The organism is Pseudoalteromonas sp. XMcav2-N (genome assembly GCF_024124545.1).
Taxonomy (GTDB): domain Bacteria; phylum Pseudomonadota; class Gammaproteobacteria; order Enterobacterales; family Alteromonadaceae; genus Pseudoalteromonas.
This window is the reverse complement of sequence record NZ_JAMXSF010000001.1, coordinates 47,067-68,806: the sequence shown is the minus strand read 5'-3', so window position 1 is coordinate 68,806 and position 21,740 is coordinate 47,067. Positions and strand designations below refer to the sequence as shown.

At 51.3% G+C, this 21,740-nt stretch carries 10 protein-coding genes (1 of these 10 only partly in view); 2 read left to right on the top strand and 8 right to left on the bottom strand.

Translation table 11 applies throughout. From position 1 onward, the window contains the following. From NH568_RS00110 to NH568_RS00100, 3 genes are all read right to left on the bottom strand, one after another. Entirely contained in the window at positions 1-582 is a 582-nt protein-coding gene (locus NH568_RS00110) for an ATP-binding cassette domain-containing protein (protein WP_253043552.1), read from the bottom strand. Between the two features lie 67 nt (positions 583-649). After that, entirely contained in the window at positions 650-1,555 is a 906-nt protein-coding gene (locus NH568_RS00105; protein WP_253043548.1) for an SMP-30/gluconolactonase/LRE family protein, read from the bottom strand. Between the two features lie 100 nt (positions 1,556-1,655). Beyond that, positions 1,656-3,923: a DUF5916 domain-containing protein gene (locus NH568_RS00100; protein WP_253043544.1), complete on the bottom strand. Its 2,268-nt coding sequence runs from the start codon at positions 3,921-3,923 to the stop codon at positions 1,656-1,658. 262 nt (positions 3,924-4,185) lie between these two features. Between NH568_RS00100 and NH568_RS00095 the strand changes: the two genes are divergently transcribed. After that, positions 4,186-6,216: a transcriptional regulator gene (locus NH568_RS00095; RefSeq protein WP_253043539.1), complete on the top strand. Its 2,031-nt coding sequence runs from the start codon at positions 4,186-4,188 to the stop codon at positions 6,214-6,216. A gap of 319 nt (positions 6,217-6,535) precedes the next feature. Here NH568_RS00095 and NH568_RS00090 read toward each other — a convergent pair whose 3' ends face one another. After that, entirely contained in the window at positions 6,536-6,766 is a 231-nt protein-coding gene (locus NH568_RS00090; protein WP_253043537.1) for a hypothetical protein, read from the bottom strand. A 194-nt stretch (positions 6,767-6,960) separates the two neighbouring features. After that, positions 6,961-7,713: a transporter substrate-binding domain-containing protein gene (locus tag NH568_RS00085; protein ID WP_253043535.1), complete on the bottom strand. Its 753-nt coding sequence runs from the start codon at positions 7,711-7,713 to the stop codon at positions 6,961-6,963. A gap of 256 nt (positions 7,714-7,969) precedes the next feature. Here NH568_RS00085 and NH568_RS00080 point away from each other — a divergent pair, with 256 nt between their 5' ends. Continuing rightward, positions 7,970-8,245, top strand: coding sequence for a hypothetical protein (locus NH568_RS00080; protein WP_054016509.1), 276 nt, complete (start codon positions 7,970-7,972; stop codon positions 8,243-8,245). Positions 8,246-8,347: 102 nt separating this feature from the next. On the opposite strand, the gene NH568_RS00075 is transcribed toward NH568_RS00080, so the two are convergent. The 3 genes in view from NH568_RS00075 to NH568_RS00065 are tightly spaced (at most 33 nt apart) and all read right to left on the bottom strand, a layout consistent with a single transcriptional unit that may run on beyond the window. Beyond that, positions 8,348-9,109, bottom strand: a complete 762-nt coding sequence (locus NH568_RS00075; protein ID WP_253043532.1) for a hypothetical protein — start codon at positions 9,107-9,109, stop codon at positions 8,348-8,350. Between the two features lie 33 nt (positions 9,110-9,142). Next, complete coding sequence (locus tag NH568_RS00070; protein ID WP_253043528.1) at positions 9,143-9,892, bottom strand: alpha/beta fold hydrolase; 750 nt, start codon at positions 9,890-9,892, stop codon at positions 9,143-9,145. 1 nt (position 9,893) lies between these two features. Then, positions 9,894-21,740, bottom strand: partial view of a non-ribosomal peptide synthase/polyketide synthase gene (locus tag NH568_RS00065; RefSeq protein ID WP_253043524.1) — the end only. Its footprint extends 15,690 nt past the window's final position; 11,847 of the gene's 27,537 nt are visible here — the last part of the coding sequence; its start codon lies beyond the right edge, outside the window — the gene reads right to left on this strand; its stop codon occupies positions 9,894-9,896.

The following is a 21,740-nucleotide window of genomic DNA, read 5'->3' as shown; positions in this document are numbered from 1 at the left end:
TCACTCAAACAGTGACTGAGTTACAAAGCCAATATCAATAAAGGGCTGAGGTTCATGGCAACTAATGATCACTTGTGCAGGGTGATGAATAAGCCAGCTTAATAACACATCAACGCTGGCATGATCTAATGCAGCGCTCGGTTCATCCAGCACCAGATAAGGCGTATTTCTCATCATAGCATTGATTAGTTGGCACTTTTTCTGATTACCGGACGACAGTGCGCCGTAACGAGTATCCAAAAAGGGCTCAAACTCCATTTGCCGGATCATTAGCTCAGGCCAGGGACATGCCCAGCTTTTAGCTGTCAATTGCAGTAATTGTCTGGCCGTCAAAAAATCAGGAAAGGCTATAGAGTCACTGGCCAGTGCCACGATTATCTGCATGGCAGAGTGCTGCTTACCGTCAAACAGTACATCACCATGAAACGCGTCATCCAGGCCGGCAATGATCCTGAACAGCGTGCTTTTCCCCAGTCCATTTGGCGCTTCGATGCAGAGCTTCTGCTCACTCAGCACAGCACAATAGTCAGAAAAAACAGGGTCATGCAAATACACTTTTGTGAGGTGTTTTATTTCTATCATACAGGTCCTTGATATTTACCCGTTCCGATATTAACAAAACACCTCAATACAAAGTATCTGTGTGTGGTTACAAAGTATGTCGGTTAAACGAACGCCCGGCGTATTCTGAGGTGAAGGTTTCGATGGCGCCTCGCTTTTGCATGGTCACAAACACCTGTTTGCCCTGCTTGCCACCAAACGCAATATTCGTCGGATATTGGCCTTTCAACACCACTTTTCTCAGTAGCTGGCCTTTTGGTGACAGTATCACCACTTCCCCGGCTCCGTAGCGGGCAACGTACAGATTGCCATTTTCGTCACAACGCATACCATCCAGGCCATGATCGTTAAACTCATAAAACAGCTCTGGGTCACCTATCATCCCCTGCTCATCAAGCTCAAACGCCCAGATCCGGCGCTGCACACTCTCATTCACATACAAAGTACGATTGTCGGGGCTGACCTCTATACCATTTGTGGTGCCCATATTTGCACGCAACAATTCAGTTTGCCCATCAGGTAAAATGCGCCAAAGCTGTCCCGTGTTGTTTTGCCAATCCGGATCACTGGCATACAGTATGCCTTTATCACTGATGGCTAAATCATTGGGCTGATGCATTTTGGGGTTATGAGCCAGCACAGAAATTGTTTTATCAGGCGTCACTTTCAGTACATTGTGACCGGTATAATCCGCAATATACATAGTGCCCTGCGCATCAAAGCGGATCCCATTGCCTGTGCTACCTTGAGGCAAATTCAGATATAAACCCGCCTCACCTTGTCCGCTCACCTGACCAATGGTGCCTTGTCGGGCGAAGTTGACCGCAAACAGGTCACCATCTCGGTTTACGGCCGGGCCTTCTACTCCCTGAGTAAATACCCCGTCCGTAACCCAATCCTGAGACTGATACAGCTCAGTAGCCGACTGCAGGGATGCGCAGGAGGTAACCAAGCTCAACGCAGCGCCCAGTACAACAGCATGTCTTATTTGCATAGCTTTGTCCCTAAACTTAAAAGTTTGAGTATGCTGTGTTGTCCCAAGAGTGTGAATTGAGAAATATTCACACAGATACCGGACAGCTGCAGCTGCGCCGTTAAAACTTATACCTGACCTTCAGCAGCACGGAATCCTGTGAAGGTGATTGCCAAAGCTGTTTTGCGCGTTCAAGCCAGGGCTCTGAGCCAATCTGACTGCCAGGTACACTTTCTCCCACAGCCCCGCCACGCCGATATACCAAAAACACATCAGACAGTGCCCCCATCCGATAGCGCAACTTAAACTGGCTGGACAAGCGACGATCTTCAAAGCTGGTATCCACATTGTTCAGGCGATGTCTGTGATGCGCCTGTATGGAGTACACATCGTCACTGCGGGCTTCCAGTACGGCCCATTCAAGCGTTGAAGAAAATTCCAGTTTATCGGTTATCAATCCGCTAACCTGAATCTTATTTACGAAGAAATCACGCTGATATTGAGTGACCTGATCTGTGTCACTTGCCACCAGCCAGCCATCTCCGGTGCGATAAAAATTGTTGAATTTTAAAGTCCAGTTTGGGTGTGGTAACCAGGTCATATCAATCGCATATTGCTGAGCCCGTCCATCAAACCCCTCCTGATCGTACTCAAAACTGGCGGCCCATGAGAACTTGCCAATGTAAGGACTCACATACATTACCCGGGTTTCCCAGTTACCGGGTACTTCAAAGGCCTGACTCTGACGACCCAGGTTGTCCTGCCATCCACCACTGACCCTGTCCAGATGCAGATCAATCTGGCCACCACTTGCCAGCAGCCACTGGCTCAGATAGGCCTGCCGGGCCGGCAGTTTCAGACCCTGGTTATCAGCCTCATAACTGAGTGTCAAAGAGTGCTTGATACGCGCTAGCCATTCGCTTTGGGTGTTAATCGCATGACTGAATTTGGCTTCACTATACTGCCAATTATTGCGCTGTGCATATCCTAAATCACTGTTATCAAAACTTTTATTAAGCTTAAGATATCGCCCTTCCAGATTTGTATTGGGAGAAAACTGATACCCCAATTGCAATGATGCCCCATTACCCGTTTGCTTTTGCTGCTGCTCGACCTCGCTGGCGAGCAAAGCGCCCTGAAATGACCAAGTGGCACTTTGATACTGACTATCCCAGGCCATCGTCGTGGCTTGACGGTCCAGCCATGGCCGTTCTGTATGTGTGGCCAGTACACCTGTTTGCCAGTACTTTTGCCGATACTTAGCACGGGCCGCATAAAAGTGCTTTCCGGCGTTACTGTCCAGGTCATCCTCTTTTACCGCAAAGGCACCGACCTGCATGGTCTCTCCCTGATGAACAAAACGGGTCGCCAAATCGATAGGGGTGATAAATTCCCGCCCATCGTCGCTGCCAGCCCCAATACGCCGGGTATGGATCAGCTTGGTGTCTTGCAAAGACTGTACGCTAAACACTGCAATATCCTGAGTAAAGAAAGGCCGCTTGTCGCTACGCAGTGTTTCAACCGCACTGTAGTTAATGTCGACTTCGTCACTATCGACCTGGCCGAAGTCCGGATTAACCGCCACCGACAGTTTCTGGTGATGACTAGGTTTATAAAACAGATCAAAACCCACATCGCTTTGACTATTATTCTTGGCCTGCTCGGCAAAATGCTGCTGATGACTAAAATACGGCACAAAACTCAGTTGGCTATGGTTTGGAATGGCCGATTTGAGCTTTGGCATACCCAGATAAAAATCGCTATTGCTGGTTGTTTGTTTTTGATTTGAATAGATATAATTTTTCCCCAGGTCATAAAGCTGTATTGACACACCAATATCCCCAAGCGCACTTTCCGTGCCTTGAGCCGGGTTGTAGAAAGATACGGTATGCCAGGGGATAAAGACTTCTGTAGACCAGTAATCATCCGCCTCAAACGTTGCAGACTGCCAATCGCCATCCCAGTCACCGTCTTTGGTCAGCTGTGGCGTCAATACGGCATCTTGCGTGCCACCACCCAGAGTCACGGCAAACTCGTACGCGCCGCTGCCATCACCCGCGAAATCCACCACGATGCGGTTGAATTCAGCCTGCATAAAGGCATCCTGAATATTAAACTGCTTCTGCCTGCTTGCTCTGCCCTGAAAGTTAACAATACCAATATAGACCCCCGCTGCGTTGCTGAATGCTTTTGCATGGAGCTTGTCTGAATGTGTTGTCAGTGTCGCCGGTACCACCTGATAAAATTGCTTAAACTGCTGAGCTGATTGCCATTGTTGTTCATCCAGACGACCGTCGAGGTTTACCTCTGTATTGTAAATTTCGTTTGCCCAGAGTGACTGGCTGCCCAATACCGCCGTGATACACAAAGTTAAATAGTGCTGTTTCATATGACTGCTTCCGATATGACTGATTGCCGTTCATTGCAGCAGAAATGGGCCTTTAAAAAGCTGAAAGTTTCCTGAATAAAGGTGATCAACCCCTGAAGATTATTGACTTTGTTCTGAACTAGGTTAGTTTCAGCAGACAGAATGCGTGACACCGGATAAGTCGGCCTCTGAGTCAGTCATCTGACCAAACGTTCCAGACTCAGGTGCGGGCACCGCATTGCAGCGGCAACAGGCTACAACAAGAACTAAGGAAACAACCATCATGGCGATATCGACTGGCGCTCAGCAATACCACTTTTTATCCTGGCATTTTGATGCCAGTCAGGATGAATTGCGCGCCCCCGAAAGCCAAGTCGCTATCAAGCTTGAGCCACAAGTTGCCAGACTCCTTGAACTCTTTGTTACGTCTCCTGATAAGGTCCTGTCCCGCGAAGCATTAAACACCACGCTGTGGCCAGACACCATTGTCGAGTCCAATAGCCTGTACCAGCTGCTGACCAAATTGCGCCGTGTACTCAATGACAGTGCCAAAACCCCTCGCTTTATTAAAACCGTACCCAAACGAGGCTATGTATTTATTGCGCCAGTGACAGTTCTGCAAGCCTCCCCGCTAGAACGGGCACCACAATATAACGGGCACACTATCACGACTTTACAAAACGATGCGGTTGCAAAGCCAGGCATGGCCGGTAAAAAGCGTTTACTAATGATGGCACTCCCCGTCGTCACAGCCTGCTTCAGTGCAATCGCTTACTTTTCTTCAGCACCGGCTCCCTTTGCTGCTCCCCAGTATGAGGTCGCGGATATCACCTATGAATTGGGGTTAGAATTTGATGTCGCCGCCCACGCCAGTAAATCGCTTTTGGCGTATATCGACGATTTCAAAACTCTGGTTATTTCCGATAAGCAGGGCAACCCGATACAGCGTTTACAATTTGACAGCCGAGTTGCCAAACCAACCTGGCATCCTGAAAAAGACTGGCTGGCAGTTTGGCGTTATCAGGGCGACCGTTGTGAACTATTGATTGTGAACGCGCAAGGTCAGCAGCTGAACCGTGCTCAAGGTCTGCCTTGTTATCGTATTCAGGCGCCAAGCTGGCAATCAGACAATCAGCTTATTGTCTCTGTATTAGGCAAAACGGGCATGCAAGCATATCAGTATCATACTGATAATAATAAATATATTCCTATTCCTCTTAAGCTTGATGAAGACGATAAGCTCATCAGCACATTGCGCGGCTGGGACAATCAAATCTATTACCTGGTGAAAAATGCCTTTCAGCATTCACGCTTAATCACGCTAGATGGCAAAGTGCAGCTGCACTGGAACTTCCCAGTCTGGCTGATTGCCTATGATCCAAAACAACACAGCATGATCACTAACGATGGCAGCAAGCACCATAACCTGATCGCCACAACGCGTGATGGACATCAATATCAGGTCATCTCGACACCGCAGGGGATATTTAGCAGTCTCAGTGTTGACAAACAGGGTTATATTTTCAGTGCCGCCGAAAGCTGGCAGGTGAATATTCGCGACAAAGACGACCTGCCTATTTTTTCCAGTTCCAGCCATGATTATCTGCCAGTCACCAACAGCCTGGGTGAAACGGCATTTATGTCACGCCGCACCGGCGCGTGTGAAATATACCTGCATAGCAATGACAAGGTAGTTCAGCTGACCCATCACAAGGGCAGTGATTACGTCAACTTTGTCACCTGGAGCCCGGACAATGCTCATATTCTGGCTAACCGGGAGACTCGGTTACTGCTGCTAGACCGCTCTGGGGTAATGCACACCTTCACTCCTGCCCTATCGCGTTCACTTCGCCACTTTGGTTGGATAGATGCAGATACGCTGTGGGCAACAGACGGACATGACGTTTTGATTTATGACAAAGCAGGTCAATTGCAGCGCCGCTTTGCACTGGCATCAGATATGTTGATGTATGACTACCGGGCTCAAAGTTGGCTCATCTTTAAAGACGCCGCACTTTATCACAGCACGGAAATAAACGCTGCGCGCATGAAGGAAACTAAACTGACTTCCCTGGAGCCCAGAGCATATCATCAGATAACCAATCCCAGGCTCAAAGATGGTTATTTGTACTGGCAAAGCGCCTGGTCAAAAACGGATCATATCTGGCGACTGGCATTGGATGGTGTCGCAAAGCCTGAGCTTCTGAAAACACAACACCTGCTCTGGCACTACGATATTGCTGCCGATGGCACCTTAGTGATCGCCAAAATGGAATCGGTTGAGGGTGATATCAAGCGATTAAGCGCCAAATAAAAAATCGAACCAGGTTTGTCGAAGTTTAACCCTAATAGCGGTAGACCTTTCTCACCCAAAAGTTAACGAGGCCCCTCAGGTAGGGGGTCGAGAAATCCAGCCAAGGTCAACGCCCAGTGCAAACGCGAGCGTATTTGGCTGCTCCTGAAAAGTAGCGCATCACTGTAGTGTATTGAGAAAAATGATAGCGGCAGGCTTACACCGAATGATGAGCCTGCAGCGTTTGCCACGTGTCGATAAAGCCATTTCGGGATTGACACTTGTTGAAAGAGTGTCCCTTTACATCATGGCTTACACACACGGCGTTACTCAACTGAACTTAGCACAGGGTGGTTCTGCAGCACCCTGTTCCCTGGTAGGTATAAAGCTGAGGGTTACAACCTTCATTCCATTTTTTAGTGAAGCAATGATTAGTATTGCAGTATGCAGCAGTTTCGCATACATAATCAGAATGTGTTCCACCAGCAACCGCGGGCGTTGCTGCATTAGGGAGTTTTTTGTTGTCCGAACTCAACGATTTGATGCTTTTCTTCTTTAGATTTAACTTCATTTTAATTTCCTTATGTTTGTTAAAGCCGCTCCAAGTTAACACACTATAAACAAATTACAACACCATCTGAAAATTCATGAATTAATTCATAAAAACAAAAATACAATAATAAACAAACAGTTATGTTTTGCCGTGACATGACCTCTGACACTTCATGAGACGGACTGCTGAAGCCTGTTCACTTTTCATAACAACTAACGCTCAGGCACAAACTCCCCATTCAGTAACCGCTGCCACTGGCGTTCAAATTCACCTGACGCTTTGAGTGTTTGCAGCCCCCGATTAAACTGGTCGCGTAGCACAACACTCTCTTTTCTAGATTTTGGAAATAAGACATGGGCACGGTAATTTAAAAATGGTCTGGGGTGTGCCCGGATCTTATCTTTTTGTAAGGAGGGAAAATGGTTGGTCATCAGGCTTTGCATTGCCGTGTCACTGAGCAGGAGCAGGTCCACGCGGTCATTGAGTAGCATATTCAGATTAAGCCGGTCATTACTGACCATAATCACATCCAGCTCGCCCTCCTCAATCGCCTTGCGAAACTCTGGCACATATTCGTAGCCTAAAATCGCGCCTATCCGATAGGGTTTCAGATCGTCAATACTACGCCAATCTGGCAACGGTGTGTCGGCACGGAAATACAGTAACAGCTGACCACGATAGAGCTCATCGCTGCAATAGAAGTGTTGCTGATATTCAGCCTCACAGACCCAGTATGACGCCATCGCATACAGCCCCTGCCGAGCCGCCTGAAAACTACGCTTCCAGGGTAAGTATTCAAACTGCGCCAGATATCCTTCATTCGCCAGTGCCAAGCGGATAACCTGGTTCACGAACCCATCGTCCTGCAACTTACTGCCGGTAAACGGCGGATACTCACCAGTTGCAATACTTACGGGATTAGTGCCCTTAGCGTGCAGCTGCCAGGCTAGAAAAGATAACAGCAATATGATCCTGAACATGATGCAATATGCAGTACAAGGAATTTAGTTAAACTATAGAAGCGTGTGGTCGCTTGCGCTAACTTTGCGCCGGGGTAGCGTGTTTACAGGTATGGGTTGGGTGTCCGGCACACTCGATGTGTAATCCAGTGTAATTGCTGCCTAACACCTAGACTGCTATACCTTTCAATGCAACATAATTAGTACGTTTTTTTCACAAACACGAGTCGTAGACTCGTCTCAACATTAAAGGAAATTAATTATGGCAAAGTTACCACTTTCAGATATGAGTCAGGAGTATTGGACGAATGCAGTGACCGATGCTGCGGCAGCAGCTCATGGCAGTAATGATGATCAAATCAGTCAATTCTATGAAAAGTTAATAGTCCATCTGGAACCGTATGAGTTTAGCCACCTAATCACTACACTTGAAGACTGGGGTGGAGGTTATAGAAGTCAATGGAACTCGAATGACAACTTATTTACTTACGCTCTCAAAGACGGTAGCCACTACTACGAAGCATGGGTTATCAGCTAACTAATAGCCGAGCTCCTTGCAAAGTTAAAACCTCTGGCTGAAGTGTCTAACAAAGGGCAGCGGGGCAAATCCGATGGCATACAGCCATCGGATCTAAACATGCTATGACGTACAGGCGGTAGCTTCAGCTTTAAACAAACTGGCCGCTGCCTGTTGCATTTGCTGTTGTAACTTAGCGTCAACAGGTGCGGTGGTGGTGACTGCAAGCTGATCTGCCGGACGACCGAGAATACTTTGCGATAATACCAGCGCGGCCAGAAACGCCCCTTTGTCATTGGCGTGGTTACCGTCCATTGCATGTAAGTTCATACGGTGCTCTGATAAAAACTTATCCCACACCAAGCCAACGGGTGCAATACACGCGCCCGACTCTTTCGCTATGCCCGCATAAATATCATGCACATACTGGCCTTCCCACTGACGGCCTCTTTGCCCCCACTCAGGGAACATAACGGCCTGGGTGCCATGCTCCTTCGCCAGCGCAACCAGCTTTTTCGCCTCTTTGGTTGAGTAGAGCTTTCTGCGGCTTTGTGAGTATTTTTGCGCCTGCAATACCACATGGCTTAATGAGGTGTCTTTTAACATCTTACGGCTCGGACCATGATCCCAGCGCTGATCCAGAAACAAGATCCCGGGCGCCATTTGATAACTAACCTGAACCCCCGGCTCGGATGCCTCAATGATGGCTTTAACAAATTCGGGCACACTGTGACGTTTGGTGTGACTGTTGCCCATGTATAATATGTTCAGTGTTGATGTTTCCATTGCGTGTTTTTTAACTCCGCTATCCGTGACTACTGCGGCCCCTGCCTGTGTGCTGACCAGCAGCGACACGGCAGAAACCAGTGAATAAAGTGTTTTCATTGTTGTCTATCCTTTTCTAGTTCCGTTTATCGGCTACATTGGGATCCGCGTCAAGAGCAGATCGACCAGTAAGGCCTGTTGGTGATGGATAAAAAAGTGTCCGCCGGCAACTGATTCCAGCTCAGCCTGTGGCAGCAACTCGCGCCATGCTGACATCGCTAGGGCGCCCACATCCAAATCCTCCGTACCATAAATCAGCGTTGTGGGAAGCTGCTGCAAGCGCTGCTGAGGCTCTGTGGACATATAATCGAATCCCAGCTTAAAATCGCTGCGTAGCATAGGTGACAGTAACGCCAGTAACTGCTCATCTGCCAGCAGTGCCTGAGGTGTGCCGCCCAGCTCAGCCAATGCCTGCCTGAAATCCGTTTCATTCAGCAAGTGAAGTGGGTCACGCCGATAGGTCCTTCGGGGCGCGGCTTTCGCGCCCAAAAAGACCCGCCGACAATTTAGCAACTGTCCGCGATTAAGTAACTGACGAGCAAATTCATAACTGTATAACGCACCATTACTGTGACCATACAGATAGAAGGGCCTGTCCAGATAGGGCACAAACTCGTCAACCATATTGGTTATGGCCGCCTCAATGCTGACATCAAATGGCTCACCAAAGCGCGCACCGCGCCCAGGCAGACTGACTGCCACTACCTCAATCTGCCGACTGAAAAAATAGTCTGGCCAGTCAAAGTAAATACTGCTGGTGCCCCCCGCGTACGGAAAGCAAAAGATCCGTGCACGAGGGTTTAGAAGTGGCTTAGGTGCAAAGTAATACGGAGACTTTGTCATCTTATAACCACCCACTTTCTTGTTCATCCAGCATTATGTCGATTTCTTCGGCCATCGACGCAATGTCACCCAGCTCAAACAAATCAGCCACATTCAGCTCTAACTCAAAGGCATCATTGATCTTCGAAATCAGCTGCATCGCTAACAAGGAGTGGCCTCCAAGTTCGAAGAAGTTGCTGCGGATACTGATCTGCTCCAGGCGAAGCATCTGCGACCAGAGCTCGGCCAGTTGTTGCTCCGTGTCTGTTTCCGGTGCGACATAGTTATCCACTGCACACTCGCTGAGGGTCAGCGCCTGCAGGGCTTTATCGTCGCGCTTACCATTGAGATTCACCGGCATTTCTGTCACCAAGGCATAATGCCCTGGCACCATATATCCGGGTAACCCTGTTCGAACCTGTTGCCAGATATCGCCAAGTTGCGTCTCGTCGGCGCCCTGGGCCAGGCATACATAAACACACAAGGTAGGGACCGCAAAGTCCGTTTTATTGACCAAGACCGCGGCCTGACGCACCGCAGGATGCAGTTCAAACTGTTGTTCAATCTCCTGTAACTCGATACGGAAGCCCCGCAGTTTAACCTGATGATCTTTGCGTCCCTTGAAGTAACACATGCCATCCATACCAATCCGTGCCATATCACCACTGCGATAGTATCGCTGTTGCGACTGCGGATCTGTGATAAAGGCCGCTTCAGTGGCTTCAGGGTTGTTCTGATAGCCAATACCCACACTCGGACCATGCCAGCACAGCTCGCCCACAAATCCAGATGGCAGACGCTGCCCCTGTGCATTACGGATTGTATACTGGGTACCACCCAGAGACAGGCCAATAGGAATATCATCGCTCAGCTGCAATGTGCGCGGAACCGGATAGTAACTCGACAAAACGCTGTTCTCGGTCGGACCGTAAACATTGTAAACCTCAACCTCAGGGTCGAGCTCAAATAAGCGTTGCACCGACTGAGTCGGGAAAACATCTCCCCCGATCAACAAGTGACTAAAGCCACAAGTGCCTGTGAGCTGCTCGCACCAGGGTTCGAACAGTGCCGGGGTGATCAACGCGGTATTCGCACCACTTTGCTTCACCACCTGCTCCAGCTTATCTATCTCAACATGTCGGCCCGGATAGAACACCACTGCACCGCCATGGACCAAAGGTCCCCAGATATCGAAAACAGCCGCATCAAATGCCAGTGACAACAACTGCAATACCCGGGTATCACGATTGAACGGGCAGAATTCCAGCTGGGTCAGCATAGAGAAAATCGATCCCTGGCTGATCTTCACCCCTTTCGGACGCCCTGTGGTACCTGAGGTATAGATAATATAAGCGAGATCATCCGGGTGGTTTTCGACCACAGATACAGCCGGGCCGTGGGCCTCTGGAAGTTGTGCCGCAGTGTAAGCCGGACACGGCAGTTCAACCTCAAAGTGTGAGGCTTTCAGCAACATACAACATTGTGCGTTGTCTACAATGTAGCTCAGCCGGTCCATGGGGGCGTTCGGGTCAAGTGGCACATACGCTGCGCCCAGCTGCATAATGGCCAGCTGCGCGACCACCAGCTCAAGCGAGCGGTCAAACATCACCGCTACCTTGTCGCCATGACTCACGCCTTGCGCCGCCAGGCGTTGCATCAGTGCGTCGGCCTGCTCGATAAGTGCGCCATAACTGAGCTGCTCCTGTGCATAGAACACCGCAGTATGTCCGGCATCCTCCAGCGCAAAGGCGCGGATCGCCGCTGCGATGGATTGTGGTCCTTGCGACGAGTGACAAATTGCCTCAGCAATCGGCTCATCGCTGAGCGTATGCTGTGACAATGCCAGCTGTGGCGCATCGACTATCCCTTTAAGTAAGCGGTTGAAGGCCTCAGCGGCGATTTCTATGCTCTGCTGAGCAAACAAATCACGGCAGTAACCCCAGGTGAAGTACAGACCGGTATCAGATTCATGGGCTGTCAGTGACAAATCAAACTTCACATCTGACTCAGCCGAGCGTTGATAGTCCTCTACCACCAGCTGGTCCAGACTATAATCCGCCGACTGGTTGTTTTGTAGCACAAAGAGCACCTGGAACAACGGATGATAAGCCGTGCTGCGTTCTGGCTGCAGTTGTTCTACCAGCAATTCAAACGGCATATCCTGATGCGACTGAGCATCCAGGTGCATTTGCTTGGAGTCGCGCAACGCCTGCTCAAAACTCGGGTTGTCATCAAAGCGGTTGCGCAGCACCAGGGTATTGACGAAGAACCCGATCAGAGCTTCAACATCTCGCTGGGTGCGGTTTGCCACCACGGTTCCCATCACAATATCAGTTTCATTGCTCCAGCTGCTTAGCAGTGCTGCAAAGGCGGTTTGTAACGTCATAAACAAGGTTGCACCATGACGTTGCGTAAGCGCTTTAAGCCCTGTCAGGGTCTGCTGATCCAGTTCAGTACCAATAAAGTGCCCACGGTGCGACTGGGTTTTCGGTCTGGCAAAATCCAGCGGCAAACTGTGTACCGCCGGGATATCCTGCAGCTGTTGTTGCCAATAGCCACTTTGCTGTTCAAGCACTTCACCACTGAACCAGCCGCGCTGCCAGGCGGCATAATCCCGATACTGCACTTTTAGTTCAGGTAACTGCAGTTGTTCACCACGTACCAGCGCGGTATAGAGATAACTGAGCTCCTGCCAGAAGCGTCCGATTGACCAGCCATCACAAATCACATGATGGAAAACAAAGTTCACCATGTGGCGCTCAGCCCCCAGGGTAGCGACATGTACCCGGAACAAGCTGTCTCCTTGCAGGTCAAACGCGCGGGTCGAAGTTTCGTTCACCCAGTCAGCGATACTTTGTGCATCCCCTTCCAACTCTGCCAGCTCAAGGACAACCTGAGTATGTTCCGTGCAATACTGTAATAGTGTCTCGCCCAGCACAAAACGTGTACGTAAGCTGTGCTGACGTGTCACGATTATATCTAGCGCAGCCCTGAACATAGTCAGATCCAGCGGCCCTGAGATGTCATACGGATAAGGCATATTATACAGCCCGGACTCAGGGTTGGACTTGGCAATAAACAACAGACGCTGCTGTGCATAAGACACCACAGACGGGCTGTTATCTGCCAGCACCTGGATCTCGGTCATGCCTGAAACTGCACTCATTGCACTGAGTCGCTCGCAGAACTGCGCCAGTTTTGGTGCTTCAAAAATGGTCCTGACCGGCACTTCCAGCGTCAGCTCATCCCGGATCCGCGAGACCAGCTGAATGGCCAACAATGAATGCCCGCCCAGTGCAAAGAAGCTATCGTCAAGGCCAACTTGTGCCTGGCCCAGCAATGACTGCCAGATCTTTGCTAGCTGCTGCTGCAATGGCGTTTCAGGTGAGCGATAAGCCACCTCTGATTGCCAGCTAGGCTGAGGCAGTGCTTTACGGTCGACTTTACCACTCATATTCAGTGGCAAGGCATCAAGCTGCATCCAGGCTTTAGGCACCATGTATTCAGGCAACAAAGCACTGAGCTGAGTCTGTAGTGTCTGACTGTCGAGCGTCTGCGATGCACAATAATATGCCACCAAAATAGCCTGCTGCTGCGCATCTTGCCTAATCACCACACAGCTTTGTTCAACCCCATCAAGGCGCTGCAGACAGGATTCAATCTCTGCAGTTTCAATCCGGTAACCGTTGAGTTTCACCTGTCCGTCATTACGACCAAAGTACAGGATCGTACCGTCATTGAGCCAGCGCACCTGGTCGCCCGTGCGGTACATACGTCCACCCGGATTACCATATTCTGGCAGGTAACGACTCCCGGTCTGCTCAGCGGCAGCACCAAGGTAGCCCAGCGTGACCCCTTCACCCGCAATATACAATTCGCCCACAGCGCCAACAGGTGCAAGCGCCTGTTGCTCATCCAGTACATACAAACGAGTATTGTGAATAGGTTTACCCAGGGCAATCGCGGCCCCCTGTGGCGGCTCTGCAACAAAGTTAAAGGTACAGCCAATGGTGGTTTCAGTCGGACCATAGTGGTTGTAGATGCGGGCCTCAGGTAATAAAGCACGGATCCGTTCATAGGTTTGCACCGTGAACTCCTCACCCCCCATCATCAGTGTGTGTGGCTGAGCTACTGGCGCACTTAACTGAGACAGCAAAACCTCTATCTGAGTCGGCGTCACCTTAATGTACAGCGGCACGTCACTGTCTGTCAGGATCTGCGCGGCACTGAGATACAGGTTATCATTGTCAGCGATATGGACTGTTTTACCCCGCAGTAACGGCAGGTAAATATTCGGGATAGTACCGTCGAAACTGACCGAGCTCATCAGTACTGACCCTTCCAGTTCCGACACAAAATAAGTGTCTAACGCCTGAGCCAGATAATTGGCAATATTGGCGTGACTGATCATGACGCCCTTTGGCTGACCGGTAGAACCTGAGGTATAAATGACATAGGCAGGCATCAGTGACGACACGACGACATCAGGTGCGACAGTCTCACAGGCGTTCAGCTGAGCCTGCCAGTGCGGACAGTCAACTAAGCAGCGTGTTGCCAGTGCCGGGAACTTCTCGCTGTCAGAGTGTGATGTGATCACACAAACAGCCCCGGAATCAGCAACCAGGTAGTCAATCCGTGACTGCGGATACTCAGGGTCAACGGGCAGATAGGCACCGCCGGCTTTTAATACCGCCAGCATGCAGGCAATCAGCGTAATCGATTTATCCAGACTCAGCGCAACCACATCACCCGGTTTCACGCCCTGTGCAATCAACAAATGTGCCCATTGATTAACCAAAGCATCCAGTTGCTGATAGTCTATCTGCGCAGCGCCCTGACGAATAGCAATCGCATTAGGTGTCGCCTTAGTCTGGGCACTGAACCAGTCATGGAAGGGCACCTGCTCAGTAAACTGATGGCGGGTATCATTCCAAGCGGCAAGCTCTGCATGTGCCAGCGGGTCGATCACGTCCAGTTGTGCCAACGGAGTATGGGGCTGGTTCACAACCGCCCGGGCCAGCGTGGCAAAACTGCGTGCCATACGTTGTATGCTCTGCTCGCTGAACAAGTCCAGGTTATATTCCCAGGCCAGCACTACGCCGCCCTCGGGTTGCTCTATGGTCGACAACTTAAGGTCAAACTTACTGGTGTCCCTGTCATATCCCATAGGTTCAACCGCCAGATCAGCGACCTGCAATTCGTCAAATTCATTGTTCTGAAGTGCAAACAGGATCTGGAAAAGCGGCGAGTGACTCAGGCTACGTTCTGGCTGAAGCACTTCCACCAGGCGCTCAAACGGCATGGCCTGATGCTCAAAGGCATCCAGGATCATCGTGCTGGTACCTCTGAGGTTCTCAACAAAGCCCTGTGATAATGCCAGACGGTTACGCAGCACCACAGTATTGACGAAAAAGCCAACCAAAGGTTCGATTTCAGGTCGTTCACGTCCGGCAACGGGTGTGCCTATCATGATGTCGTCCGTGCCACTGTAACGGGCCAGCAACGCCGCAAAGAGCGACTCCAGCACCATAAATAATGAGCACCCCTGATCCAGTGCCAGCGTATTGAGCATCGCACTGACATCACTATCCAACTCGGTAATAAACCGTGCCCCGCTAAAGCTCTGTACCTGAGGTCGAGGCTTATCCAGCGGCAAGCTGTGCAGTTTAGGTGCGCCGTTAAGCGCCTCTTTCCAGTACTGCTCTGAGCGACTCAGCGCCTGTTGCTGCGCATCCTGATGTTGCCATTGGGCAAAGTCTTTATACTGAATGGCTAATGGCTCTGCATCCGGCATCTGATCGGCACACAGCTGCTCATAATGAGCGAACAACTCGCGCTCAATCACTGCAAATGACCAGCCATCAACGGCAATATGGTGGATCACCAGCGCCAGAACATACTCCTGTGTGGCCACTTTATATAACACCGCCTGTACGGGCAGATCTGCAGCCAGGTCAAAGCAGGTCGCAGACAACTCGCGAAGCGCAGTGTCCAGTGCCTGTTGCGGATCAGACAGACCACTCAAATCACGCAGGGTGAGCTGAGCTTGTCGCTGTGTAATGCGCTGGACAGGCCCGTCTGTGCCCTGCTCGTAAACTGTACGCAGGATATGATGACGGTCACTCAGGGCGGCAAAAGCGGCTTGCAGTGCGGTCACTTTAAGGGCACCACGAAGGCGATAATTCGCCGGTACATTGTAGTTGCTGCTGCCCTGCTCCAGCTGGTCGATAAACCATAGGCGACTTTGCGCATAGGACAAGGGATAACAGGCATCCGGGTTGGATACTGCATTTATCTGCCCCAGCTCACTGTGTGCAGCCGCATCTATGGCCAATGCCATGCTGTCCAGAGTCGGAGTCTCGAATACCTGCTTAACCCCAAACTCGATGGCAAAGCTCTGCTTAACCTGAGTCACCAGGCGCATTGCCAGCAGAGAATGCCCGCCCAGAGTAAAGAAGTTGTCCCCTTTGCCCACTTGCTCTACTGACAGCAACTGTTGCCAGATCTGCGCCAGTGTTTGCTCGGTTGGCGTCTGGGGTGGCGTATACTGCGCCTGCTGCTGAGCATCAGGCTGTGGTAGCGCACGTCTGTCGACTTTACCATTATCGGTAAGCGGCAGTCGCTCAAGGTGATAGTAAAGCTCCGGGCACATATAATCTGGTAAAGCACCTTGCAATGCCGCCTTTAGTGCTTCATCACAAGGCTTATCCGTCACATAGTAAGCAATTAAACGGCTTTGCTGGTGTACCGTCACCAGGGCTTCACTCACGCCCGGGCATTGGTTCAGCAGGGTTTCAATTTCGCCCAACTCAATACGGAACCCGCGCAGCTTAACCTGGGTGTCGCTGCGGCCAACATAGCGCAACTGGCCCTGCTCATCGAGCTGCACCAGATCTCCGGTGCGATACCAGCGTTTGCCCTCTGCCATCTCGACAAAGCGCTCATTGGTCAGTACCGGATTATTCAGATAACCCAGCGCCACGTTCACACCGCTGATAAATAACTCACCCACGCACCCGGGCAACACAGGCTGAAGATGCTTATCCAGCAGGCATGCTTCATTACCCGGCAGTAGCTGACCAATTGGTGGCAGCTGCGGCCACTGAGCCGGGTCTCCCCGGAGTACATACTCGGTCACAACATGGGTTTCAGACGGACCGTAATGGTTAATCAGCGTGCAATTCGGATACTGATTGAAGAAGCGGGTAATATCAGCACTGATCTGCAGCTGCTCACCGGCTGTCACAATCTCACGCAGCGCATCCAGTGAGACACCAGATGCCAGCGCCTCACTGCACATCACCTGCAAAACGGCAAATGGCACAAATATCCGGGCGACTTGCTGTGTGGCAATCACATCCAGCAATGCCGCCATATCGGTACGGGTATGCTGATCGACTACCACCAGCTCAACGCCTGTGGTCAGTGCCGTGCAGATCTCCTGCACAGACACATCAAAGTTCAGTGAAGCAAACTGCAGCGTTTTTGCCGGTGCAGACAGCACACTGTTGTCGCGGCGCTGGAACGCCAGCAGGTTTGCCAGTGTACGATGAGGCACCACGACCCCTTTGGGCTTACCCGTTGAGCCCGAGGTATGGATCACATACGCCGCATCATCCACATCCCCCTGCCAGTGAGGTGCGCTTGCTGCCACTGTACTGGTCAATAAGGCTTCAATTTCCAGTACCCGGGCGACGTCAGGGTGCTGCGCTGATGGCGTGCTGTTGCTGATCAGCGCAAAAGTCACCTCATTGTCGTGGCAAATGGTGTCGATACGAGCCTGAGGCCATTGACTGTCAACGGGCATGTATACTGCGCCCAGACGCCAGACTGCCAGCATCGCCAGCACCGCATTGATCCCCCGAGGGACCATCACTATGACTTCACTGCCAGGCTCAACCCCTTGCTCGAACAAAGTGCCGCTGAGATGCTCAACCCGCTCAGCAAGTTGCTGATAGGTCAGGTGTGTCCCCTGGAAACTCAGCGCACCGTGTTGCGCATATTGCTCCGCAGCGGCCATAAATAAAGGTATAACCTGTGACTGCGGCGTCACTTCAACAGCGGCAGTTGTCAGCTGACCTTGCGCTGGGGTAGCCAGCGAGATATCCGCAATACGTTGTTGTGGCGTATCCAGTAGCAAGTCAATTAAACGGTGCAGCGCCGCATCAAACCGGGCGATCCGCTGCGCGCTGAACAGATCGGTATTGTACTCCCAGGACAGGCCCAGACCCGACTCATTTTCCATCGCCGTCAAGGTAAGGTCGAACTTAGCCAGTGCCGCTTTGCTACGCTCAATATCAATTTCGAAGGCGCTGTTGTCCAGCTCAACCGCCTGGTTGTTGTGCAGTACAAACATGATCTGGAACAGCGGGCTGTACGCCAGACTACGCTCCGGTGCCAGACTTTCAACCAGTGCTTCGAAAGGCACATCCTGATGGGTCTGCGCCTCAAGCATATAAGCCTTGGAACGAGCCAGCACATCCATAAAGCCATCCTGCGCCTCAAACTGAGTACGCATGACCAGAGTGTTCACGAAAAAGCCCACCAGGTCCACCAGCTCTTCACGACGGCGGTTCGCCACCGGTGTACCCAGCACAATGTCATCCTGATGACTCAGTTTGTGCAGTAGTACGCTGAACATAGACTGCAACACCATGTACAGTGTGCTGTCTGTTTGCTGAGCCAGAGACTGTAACTGATCAAGCTGTGCATGACTGAGCTGAGACTCATGCCAGGCACCGCGATAACTCTGTTTTGCCGGACGAGGCTGGTCGGTCGGCAACTCATGCACCGCGGGGATCCCTGCCAGAGCCTGTTGCCAGAAGCCAACCTGTTGTTCCAGCTGTGCCCCCTGCAACCAGCTTCGCTGCCACATTGCAAAGTCAGCGTACTGCACACTCAGTGTTGGCAATACGGCCTCACGCCCTTCAACCAGCGCTTCGTAAAGACGAATAAACTCATTGGTGATCAGGCCCATAGACCAACCGTCAGCTACAATATGATGTACCGTCAGCAACAGTTTAAAGCAACATTCCTGCTCTTTGATCAAGGTGACATGCAACATAGGGTCACAACTTAATTCAATCGCCAGAGTGGCTGCCTGCGTTGTTGCCAGGGCCAGCTGCTGCTGTTTCTGTGCATCAGGCAAGGCACTCAGGTCACGATAATCCAACCTGAAATGACTGCCATCATGGGCAATTTGTCGCGCCTCTCCGTCATGGTTGACAAATTGGCTGCGCAACACTTCGTGACGCGTCAGCAGCTGAGCAAAAGCCAGCTCCATGAGACTGACATCCACCTCACCGCGGATCGCATACACCATCGGGATATTGTAGTTGCCGCTGTTGCCTTCCAGCTGGTTGATAAACCACATGCGCTGCTGCGCATAAGACAGCGGAGCCCCTTCAGCAGGACGCGCCTGAACGCTCAACTGAGCACCCACTGAAAGCTGCTCACTGCTGTCTATCAGCAGGGCCTGCTTGGCAATGGTGTTGGCACTGAATACGGATTTAACCGCCAGCTCCACGTTAAACTCAGCAATGATGGCCGTCACCAGACGCGTAGCCAGTAATGAATGACCTCCAAGGTGGAAGAAGTTGGCTTCGGTACTAATCGACTCTTTGTCCAGCAAACGTTGCCAGACAGCCTGCAGCCGTTGCTCTGTTGGCGTAGCCGGAGCGACATACTCATCCTTCACAGCCACATCAAATGCCGGTAAGCGGCTGCGGTCAACCTTACCATTGGGTCGATAGGCAAAGCTGCTGACACACATAAAGGCATCTGGCAGCATGTAATCAGGCAGGGTCTGAGCCAGCTGCACTTTGATTGCCTGCAGCAGAGCCGATTGCTGACAGGCAGGTACCTGGGTCAGCAGATACGCCTGCAGGCTCTGCTGCTCTGGCACATAAATGACAATGGCATTCTGGACATCACTGTGACGCGCAAGCTGCGCTTCTATCTCACCGATTTCAATACGGTAACCCCGGATCTTAATCTGATAATCTTTACGGCCAAGACAATGCAAACGACCTGCCTCATCAACCCGACCCAGATCGCCCGTCGCATAAGCCCGGCCAATTGGAGTTTCAATAAAGGCACCAGCTGTTTGCTCCGGACGATTAAAATAGCCAGTTGCCAGACCGTGGCCTGTGATCACAATTTCACCCACCGCGCCCTGTGGCACCGGATTGTGGTTGGCATCCAACAATACCACCTGGGTATTGGCTATCGCAGCCCCAATAGGCGCATATAAGGTATCGGTAAGCGAAGTATCAGTGACAACGTAATGAGTGACATCTGACATCACCTCAGTGGAGCCATAGAGATTCACCAGCTGAGTATCGCCCAGTGTAGGCAATACCTGACGGGCCAGTGCCGTCGCCAGCGGCTCACCGCTGACAAACCAGTAGTTCAGCGCCGGTAATCTGAAACCCGTTTGCGCCATATATTCATTGGCTATATTCAGCAACGACGGCGCCGTAACAATACGGGTGATCCCTTGCTCACTCAGAGCCTGCAGCAACTGAGGTACCTGCTTAACCAGTTCGCGGTCTATCAGGTGCAGCGTAACGCCTTGCAGTAACGGCGTGAACAATTCCCATACCGCCCGGATAAAGGCCATCGATGTAATATGACAGGCCTGCTCATCATCCTGATATGGATAGGCTTGTGCCATCCAGTTAACCCGGTTCAGGGTGGCGCCATGGGTTCCCAGCACCCCTTTTGGATTACCCGTTGAGCCAGAAGTAAAGATGATATGGGCGCCATCATTGGGTGTCAGGCTAACCTGATAGCAAGGCGTTGTTGGTTGAGCAGCAATCGCGCTGGCAGACTCCTTATCATCCAGGGCACAAATCTGCGCTTCAATCTGCCAATCCAAGACCTCACTGCCCGCATTGCTGAGTACCCATTTACAGCCAACTTCATCAATCATAAATTCGCAGCGCTGTTGAGGGAGCTCAGTAGAAACCGGGACATAGATTGCACCCAGTTTAATCACCGCCATAATGGCGACAATCCTTGGCAACGCCCGGGCCATACACACAGCGACCCGATCACCCTGCTCAACCCCCAGCGTACTAAGGAAGTTCGCCACTTGTGTGGCCTGTGCATCCAGCTGCTGGTAAGTGAGGCGATGCTCACCGGATATCAGCGCGGGCTTATCGGCACACATCGCCACCACCTGCTGCCACTGAGTCAGTATGGTGTCACTTTGCGATGGCAGAGCCAGAGGCTGCGGCAGCACCGCGTTGTCGCTCCAGGCATGGCTCAGCAGCGGCTGTTCCGGGTTATTGCAGCCCAGAGCCAGCAGGTGTTCAAATTCAGCGGCAATCATGCTGATTGTGCTGGCTTTAAACAACCTTGCATCGTACGCCCAGGTCAGTTCATATCCCCGTTCACGGCGCGACAAATACAGGGTCAGATCATATTTGTTATCGAACTCGCCCAGCGCAAGCCCTGATACGTCCAGTCCGTCCAGTGCCAGTTCGGGTTGGTCATGACCATCGAAATTAATCATCACCTGGAATAGTGGTGCATGTTGCAGGTTACGCTCCGGATTGAGCACTTCCACCAGCCGCTCAAATGGCAGGTTGGCATGCTCATGCGCCGACAGGTGGTGCGTTTTTGCCTGTTGCAGCAGGTTCGTCAAACTCGGCGAGTCACTTAAATCCAGACGCAACACCACTGAATTTAAGAACAAACCAATCACATTTTGCAACGCGGCATCGTTGCGGTTAGACACCGGAGTGCCAACCACAATATCCGTCTCATTACTCCAGCGAGCCAGCAGCGCGGCAAACACGCTATGCAACAGCATAAACGACGACGCCTGCTCATTTGCAGACAGCGCATCAATTTGTGCACTGAG